This is a genomic window from Pseudonocardia aurantiaca (assembly GCF_039526725.1).
Classification (GTDB): Bacteria; Actinomycetota; Actinomycetes; order Mycobacteriales; family Pseudonocardiaceae; genus Pseudonocardia; species Pseudonocardia aurantiaca.
Genome location: NZ_BAAAJG010000016.1, coordinates 53,852 through 69,471, shown reverse-complemented (window position 1 = coordinate 69,471; position 15,620 = coordinate 53,852). Strand labels below are relative to the sequence as shown.

Below are 15,620 nucleotides of genomic sequence, written 5' to 3'. Positions count from 1 at the left end.
CTGCTCGGTCAGACGCCGACCGGGCGACGGCGCGCCGCGACGGCGTGGTCGACGCTGAAGCGGCCGGAGCCGACTGCGGCGAGCGCCAGTGCCGCGGCGCCGATCACGCCGACCAGTTCCCAGCCGCCGTCGGTGACGAAGACCCCGGCGCCGATGTGGACGAGGAGCGCGGCTCCCAGCATGTCCACGACCACGAGCACTCCGACGATCACCGTAGCCGCCCCGACCAGGAGCAGCGCACCTCCCGCCAGCTCGACCACCGCGGCGAACACCGCGGCGACCGGCGCGAGGGGGACGCCCATGGCGGCGAAGCTCTCGGCGGTGCCGCCGACGCCGTAGGTGGCGACCTTCTGCCAGCCGTGCGCGACGAGCACCACGCCGAGCACGAGCCGGGCCACCAGCAGAGCGGCGTCGCGGACGGGAGGCGGAAGCGAACGGATCATGGGTGGCGACTCCTCGATACATGAGCATTGAAATGTTGCGCTCTCACGCTAAGGCCTCGCATGTGACATCGAGGTGTGGTCCCCGTCCGACAGGGACGGCCTACTGCTCGCGATCGGCGGCCGTGGCGCGGCGGGCGGCGATCTGCGCCCCCAGGCCGTCGAGCACGCACCGAAGCCCGAACTCGAAGTTGTCGAACATCGAGTTGAACGCGCCCGCCTCGCCGACCTTGGTGAGCATCGGCAGCTTGCCCGCGACGACAGCGGGCCCGACGAACTCGCCCTGGATCTCCCACCACTCGTCGTCGGCGATGCCCGTGCGCTCGGAGGCCTGCATGCCCTCGATGATCATCTTTGCGAGCCCGCTCACGAACGCGCTGACCGTGACGACCGCAGCCAACATCTCGTCCTCGGTGAACCCGATGTCGTCGACGGCCCGCAGCGAGATGTCGGTGGTGGCCATCGAGTTCGGGCCGAGCATCGGACGGCCCTGTGGCACCTGCAGCATCCACGGATGGCGCAGGTAGAGCGCCCACTCCTGGCGGGCGAACGCCTCCAGCCGCTCCCGCCAGTCGCCCCTCACGGCGTCCGCGGCGGTGACGTCCTCCCGGTAGACCTCGTCGACCATGAGGTCGATGAGCACCCCCTTGTTGGGCACGTAGCGGTACAGCGACATCGCCCCGGCACCGAGCGCCGTCGCGATCCGCCGCATCGACAGCGCCGTGAGGCCTTCGGCGTCGGCCATGTCGATCGCCGCCCGGACGATCCGCTCGACCGTCAGCGCCGGCTTCGGGCCGCGCGTCGACTCCTCGGGAGTGCCCCACATCAGTTGCAGGCTGCGTCGGACGCCCTCGCGGCCGTGCCCACCCGTGTCGTCATCTCGTGGCATTGCCGCTGATCCTAGAACTGGGTACAGTGTACGGAGTAACAAGTACAGTGTACGCAGAAAAGAGGTGTCCGTGGGCGACGCAGTGATCACCGATGGGCTCGGCAAACGCTTCGGCCGGAAGCAGGCGCTCGACGGGTTCGACCTGGCCGTCCCCGAAGGCACGGTGTGCGGGCTGCTCGGCCCGAACGGCGCGGGCAAGACGACGGCAGTGCGCGTGCTCGCCACGCTCCTGCGCGCCGACGCGGGCCGAGCCGAGGTGGCGGGCCACGACGTGGCGCGCGAGCCGGCCCGGGTGCGCCGGAACATCGGCCTCACCGGCCAGCAAGCCACGGTGGACGACATCCTCACGGGCCGGGAGAACCTGATCATGTGGGGCCGGCTGTTCCACCTCTCCCCGCGCGCCGCCGCCCGCCGCGCGGACGAGCTGCTGGAGCAGTTCGGGCTCACCGAGGCCGCGAACCGCCGCGCGAAGCTCTACTCGGGAGGCATGCGGCGCCGGCTCGACATCGCGAGCAGCCTCGTGCTCGCCCCCCGCGTGTTCTTCCTCGACGAGCCCACCACCGGCCTCGACCCGCGCAACCGCGGCGAGGTCTGGAACGCCCTGCGCGGGCTCGTCGCGGGCGGCACCACCGTCCTGCTGACGACCCAGTACCTCGACGAGGCCGACCAGCTCGCCGACCAGATCGTCGTCCTCGACGGCGGCCGCAAGGTGGCGGAGGGCAGCCCGTCGCAGCTGAAGTCCGAGATCGGCGGTGACCGGATCGACGTGACCCTCCGCAACGCCGCCGACCTGCCCGCCGCCGCCGCGCTGCTGGCCCGCGTCACCGGCGCCGAGGCGGAGGTCGACGAGCCGATGCGCCGGGTCAGCGCACCCGTGCGCGACCGCGTCGCGGCACTCACCGGGGTCGTCGTGGCCCTCGACGGGCACGGCCTGGTGGCGGAGGACATCGGGGTCCGCCGTCCCACGCTCGACGAGGTGTTCCTGCGCCTCACCGGCCACTCTGCCGGGCCCGCTGGCTCCCTGTCCGAGACGAAGATCGAGGTGCCCGTATGACGACGCTCGCCGCCGCCCCACCCAAGTCCGCAGGATCGTTGCGCTGGGTGCTGTCCGACTCGTGGACGGTCGCCCGCCGTGACCTCGTGCACTGGGTCCGCAACCCCACGGTGATCTTCTCCGGGCTCGCGTTCCCGATCATGTTCGTGATGCTGTACGGGTACGTGTTCGGCAGCGCGATGGTCGTGCCCGGCGGGGGTGACTACCGGGAGTTTCTCATGCCCGGCATGTTCGCGCAGTCGATGATGTTCGGAGCGGCCGCCACGATCTCCGTGGTGGCCGCCGACCGGGCCCGCGGGGTCACCGAGCGGTTCCGCTCGATGCCGATGGCGCAGTCGGCGGTGGTGATCGGCCGAAGCACCGCCGACATGGTCAACTCGCTGCTGGAGCTCGCCGTGCTCGTCGGGTGCGGGCTGCTGGTCGGCTGGAGCGCGAACACGGGCTTCCTGCCGACGCTCGCCGCGGTCGGGCTGCTGCTCCTGCTCCGGTTCGCGATGATCTGGGTGGGGATCTTCCTCGGCCTGATCGTGAGCCCGGAGGCCGCGGGCGCCACATGGGCGCTGCTGTTCCCGCTGACGATGATCTCGAACACGTTCGTCTCGCCGTCGCAGATGCCCACCTGGCTCGGCACGGTGGCGGAGTGGAACCCGCTCTCGGCCACGGTGGCCGCCACCCGGCAGCTGTTCGGCAACGCCGTGCCCGAGCTGGTGGGCGAGTCGTGGGCGGCGCAGAACGCGCTGTTGCTCGCGGTCGCGTGGCCGGTGCTGATCGTGGCGGTGTTCCTGCCGCTCGCGGTGCGCCGCTACAACTCGGTCAGCCGCTGAGCGTGCGCCGGTTCACCGCTTGCGGCCGACAGCGCCGAACATGCGAAACGTGCGTCAGAACAGGACGGTGGCGAAGCTGCCGACCTGCGTGAAGCCGATCCGCTTGTACGCCGACCGGGCCACGTGGTTGAACCCGTTGACGTAGAGGCTCGACACGCGGCCCATCGCGGCGAGCCGCTCCACCACCGCGGCGGTGCCCGCAGTACCGAGGCCGTGCCCGCGGCGGTCCGGGTGCACCCAGACGCCCTGGATCTGCCCGACGTGCGAGGACAGCGCGCCGATCTCGGCCTTGAACACGACCTCGTCGCCCTCGAAACGGGCGAACGCGCGCCCGGCGGCGACGAGCTCGGCCACCCGCGACCGATAGCCCACACCGCCGTCCCCGGCCCGCGGGTCGATGCCGACCTCCTCGGTGAACATCGCCACCGCCGCGGGCAGGTAGCGGTCCAGCTCCGAGGGACGCACCGGCCGCACGTACGGGTCGGGAGCGATCGCGGGCCGCCCGGCCAGCGCCATCAGCGGCTGGTCGGCGCGCACCTCCCGGGCGGGCGCCCAGTGCGAGGCCAGGTCGTCCCACATGGGCAGCACGAGCTCGGCGCGGCCGACGAGGGAGGAGCAGCTGCGCCCGTGGCGGCGGGCACGTTCGGCGAAGCTGCGGACGGCGGCGCGCTCGCCGCGCAGCGGAACGAGGTTGGCGCCCGAGAAGCAGAGCCCGTCCAGCCGGTTCCCGACGGCCCACAGCTCCCCACCGAGCCGCCACGGGTCGAGTCCCGCCACCTCGACGCGGGCGGCGACCATGCAGGTCGCGATCGGGTCGCTCTCGAGGACCGCGCGCACTCCTGCGCGGTCCCGATCGTCGAGGAGCCGCGCTCCGGCGAGACGAAGCACCCCCCAACGATGCCAGACCGCCGCCGCAGTGCACACGACGGGATGGCGAGGACTCACCTGACCGGACCCGGTCTGCCCGGTCTGGTAGCTGTGCCCGATTCGCCGGCGGCGCCGGCGGCGAATGTTTGCGTCAGCCGACCGTCACCTGCGGCTCGCCCTCGCCCTCCATCGACTCGGCGATCTTCATCGCCTCCTCGATCAGGGTCTCGACGATGGCGTGCTCCGGCACGGTCTTGATGACCTCGCCCTTGACGAAGATCTGGCCCTTGCCGTTGCCGGAGGCGACACCGAGGTCGGCCTCGCGGGCCTCGCCGGGACCGTTCACCACGCACCCCATGACGGCGACGCGCAGCGGCACCTCCATGCCCGTGAGCCCGGCAGTGACCTCGTCGGCGAGCTTGTAGACGTCCACCTGGGCGCGCCCGCACGACGGGCAGGAGACGATCTCCAGCTTGCGCGGGCGCAGGTTCAGCGACTGGAGGATCTGGGTGCCGACCTTGATCTCCTCGACCGGCGGGGCGGAGAGCGAGACCCGGATCGTGTCGCCGATGCCCTGGCGCAGGAGCGCCCCGAACGCGACGGCCGACTTGATCGTGCCCTGGAACGCGGGCCCGGCCTCGGTGACGCCGAGGTGGAGCGGGTAGTCGCACTGCTCAGCGAGCAGTTCGTAGGCGCGGACCATGACTACCGGGTCGTTGTGCTTGACCGAGATCTTGATGTCGTGGAAGTCGTGCTCGGCGAACAGGCTCGCCTCCCACATCGCCGACTCGGCGAGCGCCTCCGGCGTCGCCTTGCCGTACTTCTGCAGGAGCCGCTTGTCGAGCGAGCCCGCATTGACGCCGATGCGGATCGGGGTGCCGTGGTCCTTCGCGGCGGCCGCGATCTCCTTGACCTGGTCGTCGAACTTGCGGATGTTGCCGGGGTTCACCCGCACCGCGGCACAACCGGCGTCGATGGCGGCGAACACGTACTTCGGCTGGAAGTGGATGTCGGCGATCACCGGGATCTGCGACTTCCGCGCGATCGCGGGCAGCGCCTCGGCGTCGTCCTGGCTCGGGCAGGCGACACGGACGATGTCGCAGCCCGCCGCGGTGAGCTCGGCGATCTGCTGGAGGGTGGCGTTGACGTCGGCGGTCAGGGTGGTGGTCATGGACTGCACCGAGATGGGGTGCTCTGATCCGACTCCGACCGGCCCGACCTGCAGCTGCCGGGTCTTCCGGCGCGGCGCCAGGGTCGGTGCAGGTGGGGCGGGCATGCCCAGGGAGACACTCACGGACACCAGTATTCACCGCGCTGTCCACCGGCCACAGGCGACGGTGGCCCGGTGCACCCCTTCGGGCCCCCGAGCGCCCTCAGGTGCGCCCTTGCCGCTCCTGAGCGCTGCGCAGCGTGGACGAGTGCGGCAACCACGTGGCGAGCTCCACCGGCCAGCCGTCGGCCGCAAGAACGTGCACGACGGACGGGTCGTCGTCGAGCACCGAGATGATCTCCCGATGCTCCGAGAGCCTCCGCAGCACATCGCGCTTGAGGTAGCGGGCCGGGCGGTAGTCGTCGTCCTCGCGCATCACGAGCGGCCCGGTGGGGAGGTCGTGGCGGGCGAACCAGCGCTCGGTGAGCCGTCGGGTGCGTTCGGGGCGGCCGGTCAGGTAGATGACGTCGTGGTCGGCGAGGGCAGCACGCAGCCGATCGGCGCCCTCGACGAGCACGGGGTCGCGGTCGGCGGCCTGAAAGAAGCGTTCCCAGCGCTGGGGGCTCGCTTCGAGGTGGTGCAGGCGGTGGCGGACGTCGGCCAGCACGCCGTCGATGTCGAACACGGCGAGCGGGCGGCCGGGGGTGAGGGCGACGGGGATCTGAGGGCTGCTGGACGGGGAGACTTCCAGTGGCTCCGACACGTCAGCGGACCGGACGGGTCGGTGACATGTCCATGATTCTACGCGCGCAGCCCTCCGACTACCGGTCGCCACTGCGGCGTCAGAAGTAGTGCGGCGTCAAAAGTAGAGAAGACCGTCGACCGGACCCTCATCCTCGAGCAGCACCTCGATCAGGTTGCCGTCCTCGATGCGCTCACTGGAGAGTGACCGGGTTGATGATGTCCGCGACGAACAGCAGGCCGCTCCACGCGACGAACGCCAGCGCCACCACGTACGCCACCGGCATCAGCTTCGCCACGTCGACCGGCCCGGGGTCGGGCTTGCCGCGCAGCTTCGCGAACCGGCGCTTGATCGCCTCCCAGATGGCCGGGAAGATCTGGCCACCGTCCAGCGGCGGGATCGGCAGCAGGTTGAACAGGAACAACGAGATGTTGACCGCGGCGAGCAGGTTCAGGAAGAACGACAGCTCCACGACGGCCGGCTGCTGCATCGCGAGGATCTCGCCGCCGATGCGCGAAGCGCCGACGATGCCCACGGGGCCGTTCTGGTCACGCTGCTCGCCCAGGAAGACGGCCCCGAACAGGCCGGGGACCCGCTGGGGCAGCTGGACGATCGCCTGCCCGGTGCGAGTGACGACGAACGAGATCTGGTCGCCGACCGCGGCGATGCTCTGCGGTTGGTAGAACGTCACGGGGCTCAGCCCGAGGAAGCTGCCCTGGACGTACTGCTGCGGATTCTGGAGGCTGGGCAGCTCGGTACTGATCAGAGTCGGGTGCAGCTCCAGCAGCTGGCCGTTTCGATCGACGGTCACGCTGACGGTCCCGGTCGCCGCGCGGATCGCCTCCTGCAGCCGCGGCCAGTCATGATCCCCGAACTGCTGGCCGTTGAACGCCACGATCTGGTCGCCGGGCTTGAAACCCGCCATCGCCGCGGGCGTCGGGGCCGCGCCGGGAGGGCACACGGCCGTCTGGGCGGATGCAGGAACGACACACTCCGAGACCGCGCTGACAGTTGTGGTCGTCCCGGTGGGCAGGCCGATCACCATCAGCACAATCGCGAACAGCACCACCGCCAGGATCAGGTTCATCACCGGCCCCGCGGCCATCACGATGATCCGCTTCCACGGAGCCCGCAGGTAGAACTGCCGGTCCGCGTCCTCCGGCTTCACGTCCATCGCCGACTGCTGGCGGGCGTCGTCGATCAGGCCCTGGAACGGGCCGGTGCGCCTGCTGCGCCCGAGCGTCTCGCCCTTGGCGGGCGGGATCATGCCGATCATTCGGATGTAGCCGCCGAGCGGGATGGCCTTCAGGCCGAACTCCGTCTCGCCGACCTTGCGCGACCAGATGGTCCGACCGAACCCGACCATGAACTCCGGCACCTTGATGCCGAACCACCGCGCGGTGGTGAAGTGGCCGAGCTCGTGCCAGGCGACCGAGAACAAGATCCCCACGAAGAAGATCACGATCCCGAGCACGGTCATCATGCGGTGACTCCATGGGTGTCGGCGAGCTCACGGGCGCGGCCGCGGGCCCACTCCTCCGCGGCAAGCACCTCCGCAACGGTAGCGGGATCCGACGACCAGCCGTCGGCGGCGTCGAGCACACGTTCCAACACGTTGCAGATGCCGGGGAAGGGAAGCGCGCCCGCAACGAACGCGGCGACCGCCTCCTCGTTGGCGGCGTTGAGCACGGCGGGGAGGCATCCGCCTGCCGTTCCTGCCGCCCTGGCCAGCCGGACGCCGGGGAAGGCGTCGTCGTCGAGCGGCTCGAACGTCCAGCTCTGCGGGGCGTCCCACCGGCACGGACGGGCGGCGCCGGGCAGCCGGTCGGGCCAGCCCAGCGCCAGCGCGATCGGCAGCTTCATGTCCGGGGGGCTGGCCTGCGCGAGCGTGGAACCGTCGACGAACGTGACCATCGAGTGGATCACCGACTGCGGGTGCACCACCACGTCGATGCGCTCGTACGGCACGCCGAACAGCAGGTGCGCCTCGATCAGCTCCAGGCCCTTGTTCACGAGGTTGGCCGAGTTGATCGTGACGACCGGCCCCATGTCCCAGGTGGGGTGCGCCAGCGCCTCCGCGACGGTGACGCCGGCCAGCTCGTCGCGACGGCGTCCGCGGAACGGGCCGCCGGACGCGGTGAGCACCAGCCGGTCCACCTCCTCGGCCCGGCCTCCACGCAGGCACTGGGCGAGGGCGGAGTGCTCGGAGTCGACCGGCACGATCTGTCCGGACTTGGCGGCGCCCGTGACCAGCGCGCCCCCGGCCACCAGGGACTCCTTGTTGGCGAGCGCCAGCGTGGCGCCGGCACCGAGCGCGGCCAGGGTGGGGCCGAGCCCCACCGACCCGGTGATCCCGTTGAGCACGGTGTGCGCGCCCGCGGTCGCGGCCAGCTCGGCGGCGGCGTCCGGGCCGGCGAGCACCTCGACGCCCGGCAGCATCTCGCGCAGCGCCGCCGCGGCGGCAGGGGCGGCCACGGCGACACGTGGCACGTGATGGGCGCGCGCCTGCGCGGCGAGCAGCTCGAGGTCGCCGCCGCCCGCGGCGAGGCCGGCGACCGTGAAGCTGCCGGGCTGCGCCGACTCCTGGGTGGCGATGACGTCGAGCGCCTGGGTGCCGACGGACCCCGTGGAGCCGAGCACCACTACGGATCGAGTGTTCATCACTGCTCATCATGCTCGCTCGGGCGTTGTGCGACGATAAGGCCCACATCCGGGGTGTGGCGGCCGGCGGAGCTAGCGGAGCCGGCGGGGTGGGCAAGATAAGCGGACCAGGAGGACGGCGTGGCGAGGACTTCCCGAGAGCTGGCGAAGCGACCTGCGGTCGACCCGGAGGACGAGCCGTCGGTCGAGTGGGGCTGGCACGGCGGGTTCCCCCGGGGAATGCTCGTCGCCGGATGGGCCGTCGTGGTGATCCTGCTGCTGTTCAACTTCGGTAACCACGAGGGCCACATCGAGAACATCTGGCTCACCGGCATCGCGATCGTGATGGCGTTCGGGCTGGTGCGGCACTCGGTGCGCAAGCGTCACGCCTGGCGGCGCTGACTCTTCCGGGGTCGATCCAATGGCCGGGTCCGCTGTCGAGCTCGAAGTCGGCGACCGAGTCGTCCGGCTGAGCAGCCCCGACCGGGTGTACTTCCCGGCCCGCGGGGAGACCAAGCTCGACCTCGCGAAGTACTACATCGCGGTCTCGGACGGGATCGTGCGTGCGCTGCGGAACCGGCCGTGCATGCTGCACCGCTTCCCCACCGGCGTCACCGGCGAGAAGGTGCACCAGAAGCGGTTGCCCAAGGGCGCCCCCGACTGGGTCAGGACCGTGCGCATCCACTTCCCGCGCTGGAACCGCACGGCGGACGAGCTGTGCGTCCAGCACCCGGCGGACGTGATCTGGGCGGTGCAGATGTCGACGGTGGAGTTCCACCCCTGGAACTCGCGCAGTTTCGACGTCGAGAAGCCCGACGAATGGCGCATCGACCTCGACCCGATGCCCCAGGCCACCTACGCCGACGTCCGGCGGGTCGCCCACGTCGCCCACGAGGTGCTCGACGAGCTGGGTGCCACGGGCTGGCCGAAGACCTCGGGGGGCAAGGGCATGCACGTCTACGTGCGGATCGCCCCCGACCACGGGTTCGCCGACGTCCGCCGGGCGGCGCACGCGTTCGCCCGTGAGGTGGCCCGGCGCTGCGATCTCGTCGACCTGACGTGGTGGCGCAAGGACCGCAATCCGGCGTCGGTGTTCGTCGACTACAACCAGAACGCCCGCGACCACACGATCCGCAGCGCCTACTCGGTGCGCGGGGTACCCGAGGCGATCGTCTCGACGCCGATCCGCTGGGACGAGGTCGACGACGCCGACCCGCGCGACTTCACCATCGCCACCGTCCCGCCGCGGTTCGCGGAGCTGGGCGACCTGCACGCCGGCATCGACGACGCCGTGTTCCTCATCGACGAACTGCTGGAATGGGCCGACCGCGACGCCCGCGACGGCGCGGAGGAGCCCCCACCCGCCGACGAGGCCCAGGACCTGGACGCCTGACCCACCCCGCGAGTCGGGGCGTGAGATCAGTGCACGCGAGTCGGGGTCTGGGAGCGCGCGAGTCGGGGTCTGGGTGCGCCCGCAACTCGCGCGCACAAATCCAGCGACTCGCGCGCATTTCTGCAGCGACTCGCGGGGCCCCCCGCGAGTCGCTGGATTGGGGTGCGCGAGTCGCTGGATTCGGGTGTGCGAGTCGCATCTCCCTGCGTCACGGTGGGGTGTCGGGACTCGCCGCGGCGGCGCGAAGCCGGGCGTACTCCTCGACCATGGCCGGGAGCTGCCAGTGGGCGTTCAGCCCGCTCGGGTTGGGCAGAACCCAGATGCGGGTGTCGCCGAGTCGCTCGTCCTGCGGGCCGACGGCGGCGCGAGGCGCGGCGAACGCGGTACGGAAGGCGGTAACGCCCACGACCGCGAGCCATGCCGGATGGTGCTCGGCCACCAGCGCACGCAGCTTCTGCCCGCCTGCAACCATCTCGGCCGCCGTCAGCTCGTCGGCGCGGGCGGTGGCGCGCGCGGCCATGTTGGTGATGCCGAGGCCGAGGGCCCGCAGCTCGTCCTGCTCGGACGGGAGCAGCAGGCGGGGGGTGAAGCCTGCACCGTGCAGCGCGGGCCAGAACCGGTTGCCCGGCCGCGCGAAGTGGTGGCCGGTGGCCGCTGAGACGAGCCCGGGGTTGATCCCGCAGAACAGCACCCGCAGCGGCGGGTCGTCGGGCCCGGGAAGGACGTCGTCGAGGGTGCGGTCGCGGGCCGCCTCCAGCTCCGCCCGGCTCAGGCGGGGCACGGAGGCTCCGGGAACGAGACGGCCACGCTCCCGATGATCCCCTGCCCTGCCTGCGGGTGGTCAGCCGCCCGGCTGGGACGGGAACTGCGGCACGGCCACCGACGGCGACTGGAGCCCGCTCAGGGCGTCCTGGAGGGCCGTTCGCGCCTGCTGATACTGCACGTACCCGTAGATGACGAGCACGATGAACAGCAGGCTCGCGAGCGACGTGAGGACGTAGGCGACGACCCGCAGCGCGACCATGCCGCCGCTGTCACGCGGGGTCGGCACCTGGTAGATGGTCGGCCGCGGTGGGGGCGGTGGTGCCGGGCGGTGTCCGTAGGCCTGCTGGTGGGGCACGGTCATTGGGGAGCTCCCGTTCGTCGTCAGCGACGCACACCCACGGTGTCGAGCCGACCCCCGTCCGCGTTACCACCGGGTAGGTCGGTTCAGGCCTGGTTCAGGCCAGGTTGTGGGCCATCCGGGCCAGTGTCGCCAGGACCTGTTGGTACTGCTGGGGCTCGATGCCGTCGAGCACGCGGCCGCGGTGGCGCACCACCACGGCCTCCACCCGGGTCCGCGCGACCTCGCCGTCCGGCGTCGGCGTGACCTGTTCGCCGTCCCGGGCGAGCCAGCCGCGCTCCTCGAGGTCGGCGAGCAGCCCGTCGATCTCCGCGGCCCGCGCGGCGACACCGGTCGGCCAGAACGGGGCGAGCGCGGCGTCGAGGTCGGCCCGGCGCGCTCCGCCGCCGACCGCGGTGAGCAGCTGCCAGTGCCGGCGGCTGAGCCCCTCAACGGCAAGCACCCGACGGAACGACTCCTCGAGGAGCCGGTCGACCGTCTTTACCCACCAGCCGATAGGCTTGTTGTCGTTCGACATGTACATGTTCTCGATTATGTATCTGAGGAGGCGACATGCGCAAGGACGACCCCGCCGTGGCGGTCGAAGCCGCGATGGTGGCGATCCGGCGCAGGCAGTCCCGCCGGACGCTCGCCCGGGAGGCCGGGGTGGCGCCGTCGGACGACGCCACGCAACAGGTGCTCGACGCGGTGGAGGCGGCCGCCGAGCCGCTCGGTGTCACCGCCGTGGCGGCCGCCCTCGACGTCGACCAGCCGCGGGCCAGCAAGCTCGTCGCGGCCGCGGTCGACGCCGGGCTGCTGCGGCGGGTGGCCGACCAGGACGACGGACGGCGCTCGCACCTCGCCCTCACCCCGTCCGGACACGAGCGGCTCGACGCCGTGCACTCCGCGCGCCAGGCCCGGTTCGGCGCCGCCATGGCTGACTGGACCCCGGCCGAGCGGGAGACGTTCGCCGCTCTCCTGACCCGCTTCGTCTTGGCGCTCGGTTGAGCAGGGCGGCGGAGAAGCCGGTGAGGCCGAGCTGTTCATGCTCGACCGCGGCGACCGGAGTCGACAGACTGTCGGCGTGCGTCTTCCCGTCATGCCGCCCGTCGCGCCGATGCTGGCAAAGCCGATCGGCGACATCCCCGCAGGCCAGCTGTACGAGCCGAAGTGGGACGGCTTCCGGTCGATCATCTTCCGAGACGGCGACGAGGTGGAGATCGGCAGCCGCAACGAGCGGCCGATGACTCGCTACTTCCCGGAGATCGTCGAGGCGGTCCTCGCGAACTTCCCGGAGCGCGCCGTGGTCGACGGGGAGATCGTGGTGGCCGACACCGCGCGCAACACACTCGACTTCGAAGCCCTCCAGCAGCGCATCCACCCGGCGGCGAGCCGCGTGAAGCTCCTCTCGGAGCAGACGCCGGCGAGCTTCATCGCGTTCGACCTGCTCGCACTCGGCGACGAGGACCTCACCGGCCGGCCGTTGGAGGAGCGCCGCGCCGCACTTGAGGATGCGTTCGCCGACGCGGCCGCTCCGGTGCACCTCACGCCGGTCACCCGGGACGTCGACACGGCCCGGAAGTGGTTCGAGCAGTTCGAGGGCGCCGGGCTCGACGGGCTGATCGCGAAGAAGCTCGACCTGACCTACCAGCCCGACAAGCGGGTGATGAGCAAGATCAAGCACGAGCGCACGGCCGACTGCGTGGTCGCCGGCTATCGGGTGCACAAGTCGGGCCCCGACGCGCTCGGCTCGTTGCTCCTCGGCCTCTACGACGAGCGTGGTGTGCTGAACTCGGTGGGTGTGGTCGGCGCGCTCCCGATGGCGACGCGGCGGGCGTTGTTCACCGAGCTCCAGCCGCTGGTCACGACGTTCGAGGGCCACCCGTGGAACTGGGCGGCGCACGAACAGGGCGAGCGGACCCCCCGGAAGAACGAGACGAGCCGGTGGAACGCGGGCAAGGACCTGTCGTTCGTGCCGCTGCGCCCGGAGCGCGTGGTCGAGGTGCGCTACGACTACATGGAGGGCAACCGGTTCCGCCACACCGCGCAGTTCGTGCGCTGGCGCCCGGACCGCGAGCCGGCGTCGTGCACCTACGAGCAGCTGGAGCGGCCGGTCAGCTTCAAGATCGCCGACGTGCTGACCAGCGGCTGAGGCTGCGCAGAGGAGATCAGACCTGGGTCGCCGCGAGCTGCCCGCAGGCGGCGGCGATCTCACGGCCGCGGGTGTCGCGCACGGTGCATGCGATGCCTGCGGCCTGGACGCGCGCCACGAACTCGTCCTGCACGCGCCGCGGCGAGGCGTCCCACTCGCTGCCCGGGGTGGGGTTGAGCGGGATGAGGTTGACGTGCACGCGCTTGGCGCCGACCTGCTGGCGCAGCAGCGTGCCGAGCAGGTCGGCCCGCCACGGTTGGTCGTTGACGTCGCGGATGAGCGCGTACTCGATGGAGACGCGCCGCCCGGTGGCCTGGGCGTAGCGGCGCGCGGCGGCGAGCACCTCCGCGACCTTCCACCGGTTGTTGACGGGAACGAGGGTGTCGCGCAGCTCGTCGTCGGGCGTGTGGAGCGAGACGGCGAGGGTGACGGGCAGGCCCTCGGCGGTGAGCTTGTCGATCGCGGGCACGAGCCCGACCGTGGAGACGGTGACGCCGCGGGCGGAGATGCCGAGCCCGTCCGGGGCGGGGGCGGTGATCCGGCGGACCGCGGCGACCACACGCTTGTAGTTGGCGAGCGGCTCCCCCATGCCCATGAACACCACGTTGGACAGCCGCATGGGCTCGCCGAGCGCCCCGTCGCGGGCCGCGGCGGCGGCCTGGCGGACCTGCTCGACGATCTCGCCGGTGGAGAGGTTGCGCTGCAGCCCGCCCTGGCCGGTGGCGCAGAACGGGCAGGCCATGCCGCATCCGGCCTGGCTGGAGACACAGACCGTGGCGCGGTCCGGGTAGCCCATCAGCACGGACTCGGCGCGGGTGCCGTCGTGGCCCTTCCAGAGCGTCTTGCGGGTGGTGCCGCTGTCGCAGGCCTGCTCGAGCACGGGGGTGACGAGCGGCGGCAACAGCGAGCCCAGCGTGGCCCGCGCTCCGGCGGGCAGGTCCGTCATCGCGTCGACGTCGGCGGTGAGGCGGCCGAAGTAGTGGCGGGCGAGCTGGTCGGCGCGGAAGCCGGGCAGGCCGAGCTCGCCGACCGCGGCCCGGCGGTCGGCCGGGTCGAGGTCGGCGAGGTGGCGCGGCGGTGTGGCGCGCTTCGGCGCGTCGAAGACGAGAGGAAGGGAGGTCATGACCCTTCGATTGTGCCAGCGGTTGCGCGAACTGCTTCAGCACGTCACCCCAGCCGGCCTGGATCATGCTCGTGAACCGCCACGCCCCTCCCTGCGAGGTCCCACTTCAGGCAGGTGGGCTGTCCGCCTGCGCAGCGCGTATGCCAGGACCGCGGCCCCCAGGGCAGGCCCCCAGACGGGGAAGGGGAAGAACACGGCGACCCAGGGCGCGCCGGCGTCGAACCACATCAGCGTCATGGGAAGCGCCGCTGCGGTGAAGAGCGCGGCGACGATCGCACCGGGCACAACGGCGGCGGCGACCGGGACGGGGCGGCCGCGGACCACGGGCACCCAGCGCGGCCACACCTCACCCCAGCGGGAGATCAGCCCGATGGTGAGCAGGGCCCCCGCGAGGGCGGCGAGCCCGAGGAGCAGACCGTGCAGCCGTAGCTCGGGCTGCGCGGCGAGCTCGTCGGCGCTCACGGCGACGGGCCACGGGGTCAGCCAAGTGAGGCGCTGCAGGCCGTAGGGCAGCGCGCAGGCGGCGGCGACCAGGGTCGCGACCCGCCCCCAGCGGGCCGCCGACTCGGGGCGCGTCCACGCGGGCGCGGGACGTCCGGCGCGCTGCGCCAGCGCGGTCCGGACCGCGAGAACGCCCCAGAGCAGGCCCCCGGCCAGGAGGAAGAGCAGCGCGCTGGGCGGGCCGAACTTGCCCACGCTGGTGATGACGACGCCGGCGTAGCGGGCGAGCACGCCGGCGTCGGCGATTCCGCTGATCCAGGCTACGGCGCCGATCAGCACGAGCACGGCCACCGCGGTGAGCCCGCCCCGCCGGCGCCACGCCCCGGCGACGATCGCTGCCGCCAGCACGATCGGCCCGAACATGGCCATCACGTAGCCGGCGAGGGTGACCGGCTGCAGCCCCGGCACGGCGAGGCCGAAGAGGAGGGCGTAACCGACGCCCGTCACGATCACGAGCGCGGCGCCGCGGCGGGCGGGTCCGGCAACTACCAGGCCCCACGCGCCCGCCGCCACGAGTGCGGGCGGTACGACGGCGGCGGGTACGAGGTCGAACGCGCTGCCCAAAGGGTCGGGGTTGCCGGGGACAAACGGGTAGGCGTCCGGCACAGCCCACCACCAGAGCCCGAGCGCGATGGTCAGGGCTGACCAGATCGCGGCCAGCGCGGGGATGACGGAGGTGCGGGCGGATGGTGGTGACGCTGCGGGTCTGGTTGACGAGGTGTCCACGGCGGGAACGATCCGCC

Annotated in this window: 18 protein-coding genes; 6 read left to right on the top strand and 12 right to left on the bottom strand. The window is 71.9% G+C overall.

Annotated features, from left to right (window positions below; genetic code table 11):
* Positions 1-8: 8 nt before the first annotated feature.
* On the bottom strand, positions 9-443 hold the full coding sequence (locus tag ABD143_RS24845) for a DoxX family protein (protein ID WP_343983065.1): 435 nt from the start codon (positions 441-443) through the stop codon (positions 9-11).
* A gap of 100 nt (positions 444-543) precedes the next feature.
* Positions 544-1,329, bottom strand: a complete 786-nt coding sequence (locus ABD143_RS24840; RefSeq protein ID WP_343983062.1) for a TetR/AcrR family transcriptional regulator — start codon at positions 1,327-1,329, stop codon at positions 544-546.
* 64 nt (positions 1,330-1,393) lie between these two features.
* On the opposite strand from ABD143_RS24840, the gene ABD143_RS24835 reads away from it, so the two are divergent.
* Both ABD143_RS24835 and ABD143_RS24830 read left to right on the top strand, forming a co-directional pair.
* Positions 1,394-2,383 (top strand): ATP-binding cassette domain-containing protein, encoded by a 990-nt coding sequence (locus ABD143_RS24835; protein ID WP_343983059.1) that lies wholly within the window; start codon positions 1,394-1,396, stop codon positions 2,381-2,383.
* Positions 2,380-3,207, top strand: coding sequence for an ABC transporter permease (locus tag ABD143_RS24830; protein WP_343983056.1), 828 nt, complete (start codon positions 2,380-2,382; stop codon positions 3,205-3,207). The genes ABD143_RS24835 and ABD143_RS24830 overlap by 4 nt, the downstream gene beginning before the upstream one ends.
* Before the next feature lie 54 nt (positions 3,208-3,261).
* On the opposite strand, the gene ABD143_RS24825 is transcribed toward ABD143_RS24830, so the two are convergent.
* The 5 genes from ABD143_RS24825 to dxr all read right to left on the bottom strand — a co-directional run bounded on the left by ABD143_RS24825 (position 3,262) and on the right by dxr (position 8,627).
* Positions 3,262-4,095 carry a GNAT family N-acetyltransferase gene (locus ABD143_RS24825; RefSeq protein ID WP_343983053.1) on the bottom strand — a complete coding sequence of 278 codons (834 nt, stop codon included), beginning with the start codon at positions 4,093-4,095 and terminating at the stop codon, positions 3,262-3,264.
* 130 nt (positions 4,096-4,225) lie between these two features.
* On the bottom strand, positions 4,226-5,350 hold the full coding sequence (gene ispG / locus ABD143_RS24820; protein ID WP_343983967.1) for a flavodoxin-dependent (E)-4-hydroxy-3-methylbut-2-enyl-diphosphate synthase: 1,125 nt from the start codon (positions 5,348-5,350) through the stop codon (positions 4,226-4,228).
* 97 nt (positions 5,351-5,447) lie between these two features.
* Complete coding sequence (locus ABD143_RS24815; RefSeq protein WP_343983051.1) at positions 5,448-5,987, bottom strand: phosphatase domain-containing protein; 540 nt, start codon at positions 5,985-5,987, stop codon at positions 5,448-5,450.
* A 172-nt stretch (positions 5,988-6,159) separates the two neighbouring features.
* A complete protein-coding gene (locus tag ABD143_RS24810) occupies positions 6,160-7,449 on the bottom strand; it encodes a M50 family metallopeptidase (protein ID WP_343983048.1) in 1,290 nt (429 codons plus the stop codon).
* Entirely contained in the window at positions 7,446-8,627 is a 1,182-nt protein-coding gene (dxr, locus tag ABD143_RS24805; RefSeq protein ID WP_343983045.1) for a 1-deoxy-D-xylulose-5-phosphate reductoisomerase, read from the bottom strand. Before dxr ends, ABD143_RS24810 begins: the two co-directional genes overlap by 4 nt.
* A gap of 120 nt (positions 8,628-8,747) precedes the next feature.
* Between dxr and ABD143_RS24800 the strand changes: the two genes are divergently transcribed.
* Together ABD143_RS24800 and ABD143_RS24795 are read left to right on the top strand one after the other, a co-directional pair.
* The gene (locus ABD143_RS24800; RefSeq protein ID WP_343983041.1) at positions 8,748-9,008 is read left to right on the top strand and encodes a DUF2631 domain-containing protein; all 261 of its coding nucleotides are present in this window, start codon (positions 8,748-8,750) and stop codon (positions 9,006-9,008) included.
* Between the two features lie 19 nt (positions 9,009-9,027).
* On the top strand, positions 9,028-9,999 hold the full coding sequence (locus tag ABD143_RS24795) for a DNA polymerase domain-containing protein (protein WP_343983038.1): 972 nt from the start codon (positions 9,028-9,030) through the stop codon (positions 9,997-9,999).
* Between the two features lie 208 nt (positions 10,000-10,207).
* On the opposite strand, the gene mug is transcribed toward ABD143_RS24795, so the two are convergent.
* The 3 genes from mug to ABD143_RS24780 all read right to left on the bottom strand — a co-directional run bounded on the left by mug (position 10,208) and on the right by ABD143_RS24780 (position 11,645).
* On the bottom strand, positions 10,208-10,780 hold the full coding sequence (gene mug, locus ABD143_RS24790; protein WP_343983035.1) for a G/U mismatch-specific DNA glycosylase: 573 nt from the start codon (positions 10,778-10,780) through the stop codon (positions 10,208-10,210).
* A 60-nt stretch (positions 10,781-10,840) separates the two neighbouring features.
* The gene (locus ABD143_RS24785) at positions 10,841-11,125 is read right to left on the bottom strand and encodes a hypothetical protein (protein ID WP_343983032.1); all 285 of its coding nucleotides are present in this window, start codon (positions 11,123-11,125) and stop codon (positions 10,841-10,843) included.
* Between the two features lie 94 nt (positions 11,126-11,219).
* Positions 11,220-11,645 (bottom strand): MarR family transcriptional regulator, encoded by a 426-nt coding sequence (locus ABD143_RS24780; protein WP_343983029.1) that lies wholly within the window; start codon positions 11,643-11,645, stop codon positions 11,220-11,222.
* Between the two features lie 29 nt (positions 11,646-11,674).
* Between ABD143_RS24780 and ABD143_RS24775 the strand changes: the two genes are divergently transcribed.
* On the top strand, positions 11,675-12,109 hold the full coding sequence (locus ABD143_RS24775; RefSeq protein WP_343983026.1) for a MarR family winged helix-turn-helix transcriptional regulator: 435 nt from the start codon (positions 11,675-11,677) through the stop codon (positions 12,107-12,109).
* 76 nt (positions 12,110-12,185) lie between these two features.
* On the top strand, positions 12,186-13,253 hold the full coding sequence (locus ABD143_RS24770) for an ATP-dependent DNA ligase (RefSeq protein ID WP_343983024.1): 1,068 nt from the start codon (positions 12,186-12,188) through the stop codon (positions 13,251-13,253).
* A gap of 16 nt (positions 13,254-13,269) precedes the next feature.
* On the opposite strand, the gene rlmN is transcribed toward ABD143_RS24770, so the two are convergent.
* Both rlmN and ABD143_RS24760 read right to left on the bottom strand, forming a co-directional pair.
* The gene (gene rlmN, locus ABD143_RS24765) at positions 13,270-14,376 is read right to left on the bottom strand and encodes a dual-specificity RNA methyltransferase RlmN (RefSeq protein ID WP_343983021.1); all 1,107 of its coding nucleotides are present in this window, start codon (positions 14,374-14,376) and stop codon (positions 13,270-13,272) included.
* Positions 14,377-14,439: 63 nt separating this feature from the next.
* Positions 14,440-15,603, bottom strand: coding sequence for a hypothetical protein (locus tag ABD143_RS24760; RefSeq protein WP_343983019.1), 1,164 nt, complete (start codon positions 15,601-15,603; stop codon positions 14,440-14,442).
* Positions 15,604-15,620 lie beyond the last annotated feature (17 nt).